Source organism: Bacillus pacificus (genome assembly GCF_020861345.1).
In the GTDB taxonomy this organism is placed as follows: Bacteria; Bacillota; Bacilli; order Bacillales; family Bacillaceae_G; genus Bacillus_A; species Bacillus_A pacificus.
The window spans coordinates 281,539-297,002 of the sequence record NZ_CP086329.1 but is presented as its reverse complement, the minus strand read 5'-3'; the positions used below and the strand labels follow the sequence as shown (position 1 = coordinate 297,002).

The following is a 15,464-nucleotide window of genomic DNA, read 5'->3' as shown; positions in this document are numbered from 1 at the left end:
GTAACTTTTATCTTTTTTAGGAACGGATATTTTCAAATGATAACCATTAATGAAATAATGATATGTTATAATTTTCATAATATATATGCAAAGAAGGGATGGAATGAGCACACAAATTAAGGTAACACCGGAACAATTAGAACAAGCTGCTAAAACCGTAAGAAATACGAGGTCGTCATTAGAATATATACATAAAGATTTATACTCTCAAACTGAATATATAGCTTCTCAGTGGAGCGGAGCAAGCAGTGATCGTTTCTATCAGATGTTTAATGAAGCAAAGCCAATGATGTTTAACATCTTGCAAGAATTAGATAAAATCGCAGTAGAATTAGAACGTGCAGCTGTTAAATTCCGAGAAGCGGATGAATTGTATGGCGGAAATTTAGTTGACTCTGATATTCAAGAAGGAGCCATGTGCGGAAAACTCCCTCCAAAATCAGAAGAGTCTTTTTTCAATAAAAAAGATTTAAATGCTGCGTGGACTGGTATTTCTAATGGGTTTGTAGATGGTGCAGTGGATGCGTGGGAAGGACTGATATCCTTAGGTGATAAAGAAACCTGGCTTAATATGCGAGATGCGATTGTAAACTATAGGGAGACTATTCCTGCTGCATGGAATACTGTATCAGATACATTTATGAATAAATTTTGGAATGGGGATCTGGAAAGTAGAGAGCATTATGTAGCTTATGGTATAGCAACGTTAGGACTCGGGCTTCTGGGTGATAAAGGTCTTAGTAAAGCAGGACAAGTTGGAAAGGTAGCTGCTATTACAGGTTTTACTAAAGGAAAATCACTTGTAATTAATTCTCCGGCATATAGAAATGCACTACATATATTAAACAACTATGAATTCAAGGTTGGAAACCACCTTTCATATGCGGGAGTCGGTAGTATTAAACAGTACTTACAGAAAGCAGCTCCATATACTTATGAGGGTCCAAATGGTCCGAAAACAATAAGATTAAGATTGGGTGAGCTAGCGGGGGATAAACATCCAGTTACAGGCATTCCGTATGATTTAGATGGTTTTCCTATCTTTAAACCCGTTTCTGAAGTTAAATTAAAAGAAGCTGATTTTAAAAAGTCTAGACCAACACATGATAGAATATGTAGTAAAGCATTATACGAACAAATAATGAAAGACCCTAAATTAGCTGCAAAATTCACAGAAGAAGAAATAGAGTTATTTAAACTAGGTGAGGTACCAGAAAATTATACATGGCATCATCATCAAGAAGCAGGACGAATGCAACTTGTTGATTATGAAACACATAGGAAAACAGGCCACACTGGTGGATATAAAATTTGGGGAAAAGACAGCGATAAGTAAGGAGGATTATATATGAGCAACGTTACTTGGATTGGAGTAAATAAAAAAGAAATTACAGATGAAAACATCCAGAAAGTAGAACAATATTTTAACATAAAATTCCCTATGGATTTTGTGGAATGTGTAAAAAAATATGATAGTGGTTATCCAAGACCAAAAATATTTGATGTACCTGGACAGGATGAGAATGTATTTAGTAAGCTTTTAACTTTTGATTTAGAAAGTAGAAATTCAATCATTCAAGTTTATAATGATATAAAAGATAGATTAGCAAATAAAGTATATCCTTTTGGCAAGGATTCATTTGGGAATCATCTATGTTTTGATTACCGTAACAGTCCTGAATCACCAACAGTAGTATTTTGGGAGCATGAGGAGGATAACATAGAAGAAGCAATATATCCTGTTTGCTCAACATTCACAGAATTACTTGCTAGTCTACGTGATTTTGAAGAAGATTGAGGAAGTAAAAAAAACGGCCTAGAATTCTAGACCGTTTTTTTATGATTTACTAATTTTCCAACCATCATCCGTTTTCTCTAGTTCAATTACGATTACCTTTTTAGGATTATCTTTATATACAGCATCAACAGTTACTGTAGCAATTTCATTTTTCTCTTCGACTTTTCGAATTTTATAGCTTTTAAGATCCTTGCTAACTGATTTCATTAGGTCTGCATTTCCGCCCACAAAAGCAACGATTTTCTTCGCTTCAGGAGTGAATAACTCGCCAAAATCTTTAACATTTCCTTCTTTTGCATCTTCGAAATACGCTGTAGCAACTTCTTCAGGGTTACGATTATTTCCACATGCTGCAAGTGCTGAAATTGATACTATCATTACCAGCGTTAACATGATCATACGCACAAATTTGTTTTTCATTCAAACCACTCCTTATATATAACGTAATTTCAACTCTTATAAAGAGCTAAATCACTTGTATAAGTATATAATAATTAAAACCGTAAAACTATATATGTTTAAATATAATTTTTATGATGTTATTATTAAAAAGATGAGCAGCAGGGGAATCTACCTATTACTATAATATTGATTTCCGTTATATACATTAGTATAATAATGAAGTCAGCGTTATAGGGGTATAACAGACGACATTCATTTTTAAAATCATAAAATCGGATTCACTTATATGAAAGATAAAAGCTCTCCCATTCACAGGAGGGCTTTTATCTTTTTTGAACTATAAGCATATTCATAAAAATTAGAGTTAAGGCTTTCTTTATATAGATTACTTTTGTGAAAACTTCCCAAAAAATTTACAGTAACTCCATACAAAACACATATATCGTATATATAATATATTTGTAGATACTAACATTAAGAAAAAACGTTAAATGCAATTTTAGAGTGTACTATTTATCCATTTACAATGTAGTAAAAATTAAATGACTTAAGTAGAAGAGAGGATGATTAACAATGGGACAAGTGTTTATTGATGAAAAAGGACCACAAGAAACAATCAGAATTCCAAATACATACCGTGACGATAGAAGAATAAATCTAGGTGATGATTTAATGCGTTCTTATGTAGCCGATGTACTTTATATTCCAGAAGATTCCCTAGAAAATGTTAACAAAAAATACCTGGAACTGGTTGAAAACTATAGAAGCGGACAAAAAAATAAAGTTGAGAAAGAGCTAAAAGGAATTGATATTCTAAAAGGCAATTTCAATTTCGGCGTTGCAAGTATGAAAGAAGTAAATAGTAGTTTTTATTTAAATTTATTTAACATGCTACTAGATGCAAATGTCTCTAACTTACTATTTTCAGTAAATAAAATGTCGATGGTTATTGATGCTAGACTTACACAGTGGATTCTCCAACTGGAAGCAAAAAGATTTATCGACTCTGCTATTTTGTTTAAATACAGTCTCACAAAATATTGTGAATTAGAAGCATCTGAAGAGGTTATTAGAAATCTTTTTGATCCAGAAAAAACAATCAATGAAATACTATACTCTATTCAAAAAGATTTGAAAGAATTTGTGGCAAAACATAAGAATATTGCTAGAATGAGGAACCAAATAGCATATTACAAAAAAATGATAAAGGACATTGGGAATGGGAAGAAATTAGCTAATGATGTGGTATTTGAAAAAGTATCATTTGACTGGGAAAAGGTAAGCTCTGATGTTGATTTATGGTTAAGTGAGAATAAGTTACACGGTATATGGGAACCTGAGCAATCTACACTAATTCTTGATCAGGGAATACCTTCTAAGCCATTTGAGAATATTGGGTTTGGCAATATAATGGAAGAGAAGGATTCTAAAGAATTTGTTGGATTACAATTAGCAGATATGCTAGTGGTGATAACAGGAAGCTACATTTCTAAACTTGCATCTGCAGTTCGTTATGATAAATCAGAACCAGAAAAAACTAAGCACCTTGGTGCAGAATGGTTTGTACTAAAGGAGCATCAATTTGACCTAATATCGAAAATGACAGAGTTCCTTTTTGGAAATGATCATGTTTACAGTGTCATAGGAGATACTTATTTTGATGAAACTCACTTGTTTGAGATGTATTGTAGGTATATAAGTTCCTTTAGTAATTATGACAATTATGATAAAAAGAAGACTGAATTACATGTTAAAGATATGTTTATTTATCTTGCAGCTGCTACAAACGAAAAATGGGAATTAGGAGTACAAAACGAGCTTTTCGCAAGGAATATGTATGGAGATTATATGACTGGAATTAATGAGGGAGTAATACGGAAATTGTAAACTCTCGTAAAATGGATAATAAACCTGCCAGTAACTTAATGTTTCAATAGCAAAAAAGAACTTATAACCTTTATGTATTATGGTTTCTAAGTTCTTTTTTTGTTCTAAGGTAATTAAAATTCATTAGTATCCATTCTTATATAAAAGGTTCTTAATAGAATCTCAATACAAAAAAAGCTAGAATATAACAACCAGTCACACATGATTGACTAAAGACTTTTGTTTTACATAATAACCAATCTTTTTTTATGGCCATATAACGTCTAATTACCAATGCAAGCTGAAAAATAGAAGCAAGGCAACACATAAATAACAAAAACTCGATTAAAACTCTCATCATTGCACTCCTCCTTAGTAACTAAAAAAAGCAGGGTAGCTATGATTCCTGCAATATAAATAATAACACATATCCTTAAACTTTTTAATATATAAACATTAAAATAGTTAAATATAGATTCGGAAATTTATAATATCTACGTAATTCTAAAATTAGTAATAAACGGAAAACAACATAAAGTTTGCAATAAGCAAAGGAGCTTGGCAACTTAATTAGTTATGGTTTATGTAAAGTATTAATTCAAGTCTAATCTAATCTTACCTGTATACTTAATGACTTAAATATTATTACCTAATAATACTTTATTATTTTGTCCCGTCTAATAAATAGGCTACATTCAGACCATTACAAATTAAAACTTCATACAAACCACACATTAACTACACTACTAACACAAATTGATATTGTATAATTTAGTTATTATAATTCACAAAGAACATTCAAATATAATGATATTAGGTATTACAGAAGTTATATGACATTAGAAGAGAAGAGAACAAATAAGGGGAGAAGATACTATGACAAGTTTTGCGAATCAACACGTAGAAAATACGATTTTAGAAGAGGATGTAGAGCTTTTAAAGGTTATGGCACACCCAATGCGCTTAAAACTGATCAGTGAGCTTTCTAAACATAAAACACTAAATGTAACCCAAATGACCGAAATTTTAAACATTCCACAATCAACAGTTTCCCAACATTTATCTAAAATGAAAGGGAAGGTTATAAGAGGTAATCGTCAAGGATTAGAAATTTACTATAGCATTGAAAACCAAAAAGCCAAAGAAATTATGGGGTTATTAGGACCGTTACAATAAAATATTAGGACTACAATTTAAAAGTAAATTATTTAGAAAGCAAAACCCTCCTGATAATGGAGGGTTTTTATTTGTTAATTCATTAAAAAATAATCTCTTTATTCTAATGATATCAATAACTAAAATATGTCATAATGAACCTGTAAAAGAAAATGCCCCATCAACACTAATACGCCGCTGGAAGGGATATAGATGATAAAAAAAGTTATGATGATACAGCAAATAAAGTATACACATTGGGCTTATTTAAAAGAGGCACTAACGAATTTTTGGAATTACCGTTAATATACAAAAATGAAGAAAATTACAAATCGTTTCACTTACCATTAGCAGATCTGAATAAGATTTTATACAAAAAACTTTGTGAGTTCCTGGAAATTGATTATAATAAAAACGGTCCTTTTAAACCACTATATTTTTTCAAGGCTCTACATAACGCTATTCCAACAAAAGCTAATATTCTGCTTAAGGATAGATTGGCTTGTTCATATTCATATCCTACCAGTAAAGATAATGAACAAGACAAAATATATTTTCGCAGTTTCCTTAATAATGATTTAAATGGAAAAAAACGGAGTTTAGAAAATAAAGCGAAAACGGAAAAACTTTTACCCGATGCTCATAAGCTTATTGGTACAAGGAATATTTCCGTATGCTTCACGCGTACACCAAAAGATGAGCGAAAAGAAAAAGAAGAAATAAAGACTAAATTTAACAAACTCTAATCTCAAATATAACCCAAAAGAGCCTGGCACAAATGTCGGGTTCTTTATATATACCTACTACACACCCAATCACTAGTAGCTATAGACTAGCATATCTATCTTGTTTATTTTTTATATACTATATATTTAAACTTGTTACAGAGTAGAAAAGTAACCTACATTTAAACCTACACGTACCCATAAGATCACATGGATTTGCTTCTGTAATGTACAAAGACATGAATCTCTAAACTAAAATCTCATGAACAATCGTTGGAAAATAGTCCTTATCATAAACTTTGTAGGTACTTTCTTGTCTTAATAACGGGACATGAAAGTCTAAACTTTTTGTACTTAGGACAAGAAACTCTAAACTACTTAGCCAGCAATAATGCAATAAGAAGAAAGTTAATTTTCTCCTTATTGCATTATTACTATTAAAAAAGAACTTATAGGGGTCCCGTCAGGAAAATGCGGATTTACAACGCTAAGCCTATTTTCCTGACGATTCCCCCATTTTTACAACGTTAAGAAAGTTTTAATGGTCTTAAAGAATCTAACGAGACCACTTTCTCCGAATTAAAATGATATTCTCCTAGTAGATTAATATGTTCCCAACCTAGGGGTACGGCAACGATTCCTTCTTTTTGGAGCCACTCGCAAACGTAAAGCAAGAGGGGAAGTTATATAAATTGTCCCCGCTCTTGCTTAGATTAACCAGTTCCTTCAATTGGAATCGGTGATACAGGTATATCAAATTCAATATTTGGAGGGCGCCGATTAGAATCTAGTCGGTATTTCCCAAAGCGGTTTACATGAAATGTTAAATACGGACTCAGATCAGACAATACTTCCGCATCAATTTTATTTCCCTCTTGTATATATTCATGAAGAATCCGTGTAAGGTGAAATACATTGTAAAAAATTAAGCAATTAGCGATTAGATGATTGTATTTAATGATTTTTCTTTGACGCTCTCGATTATTTTCTGCAATGATTCCTTCACCACCAAAGAATAGCCATTTTGAAAACCCATTAAAAGATTCACTTTTATTTGTGGCTGCTTGAATTGTACTTCTCAATTTTTCATCTGATAGATACTTTAACAAAAATAAAGTGCGAATGGCACTACCTAACTCTCGAAAAGCTTGATATAACTTGTTCTTTTTACTATATGTATTTAACTTATTTAAAATCGTGGAAGGATGAATTCGTCCCATTTTAATCGACATTACTACACGTAACATATCTTTATAATGATTTCCAATCAAATTCCAATCAATTGAGTGTGAGAACAATCCATCAATATGTTGATAGGTAGACTCTTTACTTGGTCGCAAGAACTTTAAATCTTTCCAATTACGAATACGTGGCATAAGTTGAATCCCCAGTAAATAAGCTAACCCAAAAACAGGTGCATTTTGTCCTTGGGTATCAGCATGGAGAGTATCAGGTTGAATATCAGATTTATTTTTCATGAGAAGATCCAAAATATAAACACCTTCCCAGACACCACAAGGAATGAAGTGGCTAAATAAAGCGATATAAGTGTCGGAGACATGGTAATAACCAATTCCACCATATCCTCCATATCGAATATGATTTTCTGATAATAAATTTTTTTCATATAAATCCCACATTGTGCCATCAGCCGAAGCACTAGTTCCATTTCCCCAATATTTAGGTAATTTAAATCGATTATAGGCATTAATAATCCACTCAATGGCTTTTTGAATGTTTTCTTCTGTAATATGTCTTTCATTTATCCAAGATATATGTTTTCGATCTACACTTCCTAGAGAGCGTGCTGTTTGGGTGGGACCTAAATTACATCCATAACAAAAAGCAGTTGTCAAATAGCGTTCAGGTGGCTTTTCTAACTTTGCATCATGACCAGAAATCGGGCCGAAAAAACGAGTCCAGTTTAACCAATATTCTGTGTCTCCTAATAAATCTAATACATTAATGGGAACCAATTTTTCATCAATACGTTTTCGTACGGCTTTTAACAAAGGAGATACTCTTTTCTTTTTAGGTTTTGTGATAACTGGCTCACCATTACGTAGTGTGACAGCTTTGTTTTTTGGGAAAGAAACGTCTACACTTCTAGCCCTTTTTTCTAGTTTGTTGTAAACTTGCATTTTAAACTCTTGAGCAGTCGTAGGAAGTCCTGCTTGATTGCAAAAAGTAGCGACATTTTCTTGATATTCATCCCAAGAAATTAATTGTTTTCGATAATCTGCATATTTATCGCTTCCTTCTATATATAAGTCTCCAGACTTTAATTCCAACCAAATCTGAGAAAAAACACAGGCTTCAAAATGGCGCCGATGAATCTTTTCAGGAGGAGCGTTCCTTCTCTGATGTGGACGAATCCATCGCCACCATTTTTCAGGTATCCAGGAAAGGTCAACCACAGACGTTGTATGTGAATCAGCTTCATTATTTTTTTGATTAGTTAAGTCCATAATAGGAATCCATTCAGATTTCTTCATTTTATTTTTCACTAAAAATAAAATGGATTGTTCTAACCCTTTATTTTGGTTTGTTGATTTAAATTCTAACGTTTCTAATATTTTCATTAACTCTGCTCTACTGCTTTTTAAATGCTTCCATATAAATGAAAAGTAATTGTTTCCAGCATAAGCTAAATGATTTTCACAATCATCTAATACACGTTGACCAGAGGTTCCGCCAATTATATTTTCTAATTCTTGCACCTTTTCCTCTATCGATCCTTCGGACTGAAATGCAAGTACCGTATTATGTAGAATCGCAATTAAGTTATCAGTTTGTTTTTCTTTCTTTTTTTTCAATTCTTGAAGGGAACCTTCAGACTTTTTATGCGAACTAGCAATCCTCTTTATATACATTTCTCCAATATCATCAATAGTACTTGCAAATTGGACAGATAATAGTGAGACAGCTAATGTATATCTTTTATGCGCCTCCAATTCTTTCATTCGAGATGCATCTAATGTTTTAGCCTCAGCTGCTAATCTTTCAATTTTTGCAGGCGGAATGTGGAGACGTTGAAAAAAATCAGAACCTACATACCGTTCGTTGAGCCAGTTTTTTCGATGTATCCAGCGTCTTAATTGATATAAAGTCGGACGTCCAGGATCTTGTTTCACTACATTCCAATCAGAATAAGTAGAACCTTCCCTACTCTGAAACAATTGATCTATCTTTTGTTTTTCTTCAATTGTTAATGCATCTGAAATGGATTGATATAAAGTACGATATGCTTCAGCATGTACATGGTCTACAGCTTTTGTAAGTGTACTAAAAGCAGGAAGCTCATAGCTGTGTTTGACTAGCTCATCAATTGCAATATTAATGATATCGCTTTTTTCGTCCTTTTCCAATACAGATGTTTTCATAATATTAAACATGACTTGACGAGCTTGGTCATTAAACATTTTAGCTCGACGATATTCACGAATCATAGCGATTTGACGGATTCCTGTACCAGAACGATGATAAGAACTCCATTCTTCTCGCTCTGGTAGATTAAGCTTTGCTTTTCTCGCAATATGTTCAATAATAACTGGTGGAGTATCTCTGATTGGAAGAAAATAATTTAGACATTGGAATGTTTTTAGCATTGTTAATAGACCTAATTGCGAAAACGAGTTACGTGCTTTCTGTTTTGCCCATGAAATTTCACTTGAGCTGGGTGAAAAAAGTTTTTCTAATTCTGTAAAACTTGGACAACTCTTTAATCGGGGATAAGCTGTTTCTTGCATACTAACCATAACATATCTCCTTTATTAACTAGATGACATCTTATCAGCATACTGACAGGATAGCTGCTCTAGTCCGTAATGTTTTCCTGTTAAAAATATAATTTAATTTAAGTATCTTGCTCTTTTTTCAATTGTCGCTTAGCTCTTGTAAGTGTACTTTTCGAAATACCAGTCTTTTCTTCTACTTCTTTATAAGAATGATGATTGAGAAGAGATAAGGCGTGTTCGATTTGTTTTTTTTGATATTTTTTAGGTCGCCCTTCCCTAAAGTCCGCCCGTAATTTAGCAAGTGCTTTTCCCTCTTGCGTTCTTTCGACAATCATATCACGTTCAAATTCTGCAAATGCACTCATAATGTTAAAAATAAGTCTTCCAGTTGGAGTATTTTCAACTAAGCCCATATTTAAAATATGCACCTTTACTCCTTTTTCAAATAGATTCTTAATTGTATGAATCCCGTCTACTGTCGATCGTGCAAAACGATCCAATTTCGTAACAATTAAAGTATCTCCCTCTTTTAAGTTGGCCAATAACTTTTGAAATTCTGGCCGATCTGTTTTTGTTCCAGTATATTTTTCAGAATAAATAAAATCACAATTTTCTTTCTCTAATGTTGCTATTTGGTTTTCTAAATCTTGATTCAAAGTAGATACTCTTGCATAACCATACTTCACGAAAATGCACCTCTTTTTCATTTCACTTATGACTATAAGTTATGATACTAGTCAACACCCTTATTTTACTGAATCTTAAATTAGGGGTCAAAACTTGAAAGTTATGATACATAAAAATTTAGAGGAATTAAAAAATCCAATTTCTACATTTTTGAGAAATTGGATTTTTATTGACAAGATTAAATTGTAGAGTCTATTTATTCATTGGTTATTTTCTCTCTAATTATCTGTACAAATTCATTAAGATTTTTGCTTTGAATATTTTTGATGCCTACTCTTTCGTTTTTATTCCAAAAAAGTATACTAGGTACACCAAATAAATTCTTTTTCTCCTTCAGCTTTGATATATTTTCATAAAAATATTCATTAACCCATGCATCACCAACTAAATCAGGGCCGTAAAAGAATAATCTTTTATTTGTAGCAATTAATACTCCAGGGCGTACAGGATGCCTAAATTCAAAAACGTCTAAAGATCCATGTAAAAAATCTAGAACTTTTTCATCTGAAGATAATATTGTCTTGGCTTGGTCTAATATATTTTGCATTGTAGGACTCCTTTATTATCTAATATCAATTATTATATCAGAAAATTCATAGAATTTTAAATCGAATATACATAATATGCAATTTTGCATATTATGTATATTTTTTACAGAAAGCAATTGAAAGAATATTCATTATAGTTATATAATTCGAAATGTAACAACAATAAATCAATTTATATGGAGGAATAATTATGAAAGACTTAATCAAAGAATTAAACTTGGAAGAATTAGAGACTTTTGAAGGTGGACATGATGGAGTAAATTATATGCATCAACATGATGGTGGCGGCGCTGGTCGCGGTAGCGGTATCGGAACTGCTCAATGTGCATACTTTAAAGCACTGTGTTATTCAGGAGGTAGTGAATGGCTTGGTGGTTATGGTGGATGCGGTTCAACTCAAAATAATTGTGAATTAGCAAGAAAATACTGTTAATAATCTTCAGAAAATAAAGAAAAAATTTCGTTGTATAACGAGATTTTTTCTTTATTTTCACGAAATCAACAATCTAAGGAAGCGATAAATATATGAAATATATGAAATATATACATACAAAACAACACGGCGAATATGATTGTGGATTGGCTTGTATATCTTCAATCTTGAAATTTTATGGATATAACTATGGTATCAATTATTTAACAGATTTCACAGTAGTTAAAAAGGGGTATAACTTAAAAGATCTTTTGTCTGTACTTAGAAATTTTGAGTTTTTAACTTATAAACCTGTTGAGGTAGATAAGAACAGATTAGATATAGTGTTTGATAACATAAGCACACCTTGTATAGCTTTGGTAAATGAAAATAATGAGGGGCACTATATTGTTATTTACAAGAAGAAACGAGGGAAGCTTATAATAAGTGACCCAAAAAATAAACAAATTACAGCAATTAAAATGGATCACTTTTCAAAATCTTTTTCAGGGGTTTTATTAATGATTGAACCATGTTCGGAATTTCATAAACCTGCACAGATAATTAATACCAAAATAGATTTTGTCAAAAAACTTGTGAAGAAAAATATTCTCCAGCTAGGTATTGTATTTATTTTGTCTATATTATTTGTATTTCTTTCAGTTGCAAGTTCTTTTTGTATTCAATTCCTTGTTGATGAGATACTTCCTAGACATTTAGAATATTACCTATTTGTTTGGGGGCTATCTATGTTAGGGGTATTTATAATATCGATATGTTTTGATTACTTCCGGTCCTTATTTATTGTTAAAATGGCAAATAATATCGATAACAATATATCTAAAGACTACTTTAACCATATTGTTAAGTTACCCATCCGATTTTTTGAAAATAGAGAATCAGGGGACATTATCTCTCGTTTTAATGATGCATCTTATATTAGAAATATTGTGAGCACAAGTGTCATATCAGGAATATTAGATTTAATAATTATAATTGGAATTGGTTCTGTACTATATCGAGTGAACACTACATTATTTCTTACTACTCTAATTCCACTATTATTGCTAATATGTTTAACAGTACTTTTTTATGACCTTTTAAGTAAACGAAATAGAACTGTAATGGAAACAAAGGCAAATACAAATTCATTTCTAGTTCAATTTATAAAAAATATGCCTACAATATATGCACTAAATAAAAAACTATACTTTTTAAATAGCTTTAATACCGTATTTAAAAGTCAATTAAAAGCAATTCTAAAAGAGCAGTATGCAGCCAATAACAATGGGGCACTAAAAAAAATGATCCAAAGTTCTTCTACCGTATTAATATTGTGGGTTGGTGCACAACAAATTATGTCTGATGCTATGACTTTAGGAGAATTACTTTTCATTAATTCCTTATTAATGTTTTTAATGGGTTCCTTAGAAGGACTTATTGGATTACAATCACAATTGCAAAAAGCTTTTGTAGCAGGAAATCGTTTTTTGGATATTTTACAATATCCTGTTCATCCTGAAAAACAACAAGAACAGGAATCAAAAATCAAACATATTGAAATACAAAATCTGAATTTTAGTTTTGACACTTTCCGAAATATTATTGAGGGAGCGAACCTTATATTAAATGAAAATGAAAAAATATTGATTATTGGCGAAAGTGGTACAGGGAAAAGCACATTCGCAAAAACATTAACTAAACTTTACAAAGTAGAAAATAATACAATTTTTCTTAATGGAGTAGATATCAATAATATCAGTGAAGATACTATTAGAAAAAACATTGTCTATTTAAATGAACACCCATTTTTATTTAAAGATTCAATCAGAGAAAATTTATGTATGGGAGAAGATTTTAGTGATGTAGAAATTATGCAAGCTTGTAAAGTGGCTAATGTTCATGAGTTTATTTATTCATTACCAAATCAATTGGATTTTCATTTGAATGAGAATGCTGCTAACCTATCTACAGGCCAGAAACAAAGGTTAGCAATGGCTAGGGCCATTTTACATAGACCCAATATACTTATTTTAGATGAATCTTTAAGTAATGTAGATATAGATAACTTTAAGCAAATTCAGTCTAATTTAATGAGTATAAATTGCATGCTTATCTTCATAACACACAATCCCGAAAATGTTATATCGTATGATAGGAAATTCAAATTAGATAATAATAAAATAACAGAAGTAAGCAATCTTAAAGGTGCTATGGTGGTTGAATAAAGTATCCAGTAAAAATGTGATCATTAATAAAATCACATTTTCATTTAATATGATAACTGTAAGTTTTTATTTACAGTCTCCCCTTAAAAGTTGGAATTATAAAGGGGGGACTGTTAGTGAGACATTATTGTATGTCCAGTAATGATGCATAAAAATTAATAGGAATTAGTATTTTAAGGAGGATGAAGGATGAAAAAATGGATTTTCACTTTAGTTACACTTGTTTTAACAGCTGCCGTTGTATTTATCGTTATCAATTCAAATACTTTAGAAAAACCAGACTATAAAAATGTAAGTTTAAAAGAATATAAACAAAAAATAAGTTCTCAAAACTCTTATTTTATGTATGTTTATAAAACTTCTTGTGGTGTATGTCAAGAAATGAAGCCATCAATGAATAAAGTAATCAAACAGGAAAAGGCAGAGATTTTTGCTTTGAATGCTGAAGAACCAAGTAATTTGGATGGAGATTTTTTTGAACAGAATAAACTTAATAAATCACCTACCTTATTATACTACAAAGATGGAAAAGAGCTAGATCGCTTGGAGGGCTTCCATTCCACAGAGGAACTGAATACATTTGTACAAAAATATATGAAATAATTTAAAAGGGGTTATATAGTGGAAACATTAAACGACTTAGTAACTAGATTAGAACATTCGCACCCACATTCTTCTTTATTAAAAGATTTAAGTTTAATACAAGGAAATGAACAATATAACTATATTAATTGGGTAGGTTTAAGCAACAGTCAAAATTTAAATGAACTAGTTTTTCAATATGAAAAGGCACCGTATCCTTCAATTACTTGTGGAATACTTACTTATAATGAAGAGAGATGTATTAAAAGATGTTTAGATAGCCTTGGAAATCAATTTGATGAAATTCTTGTATTGGATTCTCATTCAACAGATAATACTACAAAGATCATTAACCGATATTTTCCAATGGTTAAAGTTGTATATGAGCCTTGGATTGATGATTTTTCCTTTCACAGAAATAAACTTATAAGTTTAACAAGTTCAGAGTGGATTTATTATATAGATGCTGATAACTATTGCGTCGATAGTACGAATAAATTTAAAAGAGTAGCCAAATTGATTCAATTTCTTTCTATAGATTGTATAATTAGTCCGATGATAAAAGAACATATTGGCCATGTATATACTGACAATAGAAAAATGTTTTCTGTAAAAAAAGGGATTCAATTCAAAGGAAAAGTTCATGAAGAGCCTATAAATGCTGATGGTAGTATTCCACAAAATATTACAGTGGATATCATGATTCGCCATGATGGGTATGATCCTGAAGTGATTAATCTGTCCGAAAAAAATGATAGAAATATAAAACTAACAAGACAAATGATGGAAGATGAACCCACTAATCCAAAATGGTTATATTTTTATGCTAAAGAATTACACTATGCGAATGAAGACATGCATATAATTGAAACAAATTTAATAAAAGCAATTGATTTATATAAGCAAAGTACATATAAGAGATATCAAGCTGAAGCAATATTATTATTATGTAATATTTTATTTCAAAAGAGACAAATCCGAAAGTTAAATGAATATCTTGATTTATTAGAAGAACTACAGCCGCTTTGTTCTGATGTGAATTACTATAGGTCACTTATTTTATTTTATGATATTCGATTAAAAACGGGAAAATTGTTAGATGCGCTAAAATTGAGTGAACTCGAAAATAACAAATATAGTTTTATTGATTCATCAAAAGATCACATTAAGGCATTGTTAATAGAGTTATATTGTTCTATAGATGATTGGGAAGGCGCATTTACGTTATTTGATGAACTTCAATCAACAGAGGCTAGAAATAAATTTTTACGTACAGTCAAAACAATAACTACTCATATCAACAAAAAAATATAAGGGAGGTTAT

At 31.1% G+C, this 15,464-nt stretch carries 12 protein-coding genes and 1 pseudogene; 9 read left to right on the top strand and 4 right to left on the bottom strand.

Going from position 1 to position 15,464, the window contains the following annotated elements; all coding sequences use genetic code 11:
• Nucleotides 1–103: 103 nt before the first annotated feature.
• Nucleotides 104–1,336, top strand: coding sequence for a WXG100 family type VII secretion target (locus LMD38_RS28375; RefSeq protein ID WP_000107157.1), 1,233 nt, complete (start codon nt 104–106; stop codon nt 1,334–1,336).
• Between the two features lie 12 nt (nt 1,337–1,348).
• Complete coding sequence (locus tag LMD38_RS28370; protein ID WP_000073371.1) at nt 1,349–1,798, top strand: SMI1/KNR4 family protein; 450 nt, start codon at nt 1,349–1,351, stop codon at nt 1,796–1,798.
• 39 nt (nt 1,799–1,837) lie between these two features.
• Here LMD38_RS28370 and LMD38_RS28365 read toward each other — a convergent pair whose 3' ends face one another.
• On the bottom strand, nt 1,838–2,218 hold the full coding sequence (locus tag LMD38_RS28365) for a DUF4878 domain-containing protein (RefSeq protein ID WP_000790845.1): 381 nt from the start codon (nt 2,216–2,218) through the stop codon (nt 1,838–1,840).
• Nucleotides 2,219–2,773: 555 nt separating this feature from the next.
• Here LMD38_RS28365 and LMD38_RS28360 point away from each other — a divergent pair.
• From LMD38_RS28360 to LMD38_RS28350, 3 genes and pseudogenes are all read left to right on the top strand, one after another.
• Nucleotides 2,774–4,087, top strand: coding sequence for a hypothetical protein (locus LMD38_RS28360; protein ID WP_000531859.1), 1,314 nt, complete (start codon nt 2,774–2,776; stop codon nt 4,085–4,087).
• Nucleotides 4,088–4,942: 855 nt separating this feature from the next.
• Nucleotides 4,943–5,242: a transcriptional repressor PagR gene (gene pagR / locus LMD38_RS28355; RefSeq protein ID WP_000200275.1), complete on the top strand. Its 300-nt coding sequence runs from the start codon at nt 4,943–4,945 to the stop codon at nt 5,240–5,242.
• A gap of 182 nt (nt 5,243–5,424) precedes the next feature.
• Nucleotides 5,425–5,967, top strand: a pseudogene (locus LMD38_RS28350) (DUF6037 family protein); the annotation flags it as partial.
• A gap of 692 nt (nt 5,968–6,659) precedes the next feature.
• On the opposite strand, the gene LMD38_RS28345 reads toward LMD38_RS28350, so the two are convergent.
• The 3 genes from LMD38_RS28345 to LMD38_RS28335 form a co-directional block, all read right to left on the bottom strand.
• Complete coding sequence (locus LMD38_RS28345) at nt 6,660–9,704, bottom strand: Tn3 family transposase (RefSeq protein ID WP_046648580.1); 3,045 nt, start codon at nt 9,702–9,704, stop codon at nt 6,660–6,662.
• A gap of 98 nt (nt 9,705–9,802) precedes the next feature.
• Nucleotides 9,803–10,369, bottom strand: coding sequence for a recombinase family protein (locus LMD38_RS28340; protein ID WP_046648578.1), 567 nt, complete (start codon nt 10,367–10,369; stop codon nt 9,803–9,805).
• 197 nt (nt 10,370–10,566) lie between these two features.
• Nucleotides 10,567–10,917, bottom strand: coding sequence for a PH domain-containing protein (locus LMD38_RS28335; RefSeq protein ID WP_046648576.1), 351 nt, complete (start codon nt 10,915–10,917; stop codon nt 10,567–10,569).
• Between the two features lie 191 nt (nt 10,918–11,108).
• On the opposite strand from LMD38_RS28335, the gene sunA reads away from it, so the two are divergent.
• The 4 genes from sunA to LMD38_RS28315 all read left to right on the top strand — a co-directional run bounded on the left by sunA (nt 11,109) and on the right by LMD38_RS28315 (nt 15,454).
• Nucleotides 11,109–11,351: a sublancin family glycopeptide gene (sunA, locus tag LMD38_RS28330; RefSeq protein WP_046648574.1), complete on the top strand. Its 243-nt coding sequence runs from the start codon at nt 11,109–11,111 to the stop codon at nt 11,349–11,351.
• A gap of 92 nt (nt 11,352–11,443) precedes the next feature.
• The gene (locus tag LMD38_RS28325; protein ID WP_052760947.1) at nt 11,444–13,558 is read left to right on the top strand and encodes a peptidase domain-containing ABC transporter; all 2,115 of its coding nucleotides are present in this window, start codon (nt 11,444–11,446) and stop codon (nt 13,556–13,558) included.
• Between the two features lie 189 nt (nt 13,559–13,747).
• A complete protein-coding gene (locus LMD38_RS28320) occupies nt 13,748–14,161 on the top strand; it encodes a thioredoxin family protein (protein ID WP_046648572.1) in 414 nt (137 codons plus the stop codon).
• A gap of 18 nt (nt 14,162–14,179) precedes the next feature.
• Nucleotides 14,180–15,454, top strand: a complete 1,275-nt coding sequence (locus tag LMD38_RS28315) for a SunS family peptide S-glycosyltransferase (RefSeq protein WP_048533119.1) — start codon at nt 14,180–14,182, stop codon at nt 15,452–15,454.
• The last annotated feature ends 10 nt before the right edge of the window (nt 15,455–15,464 follow it).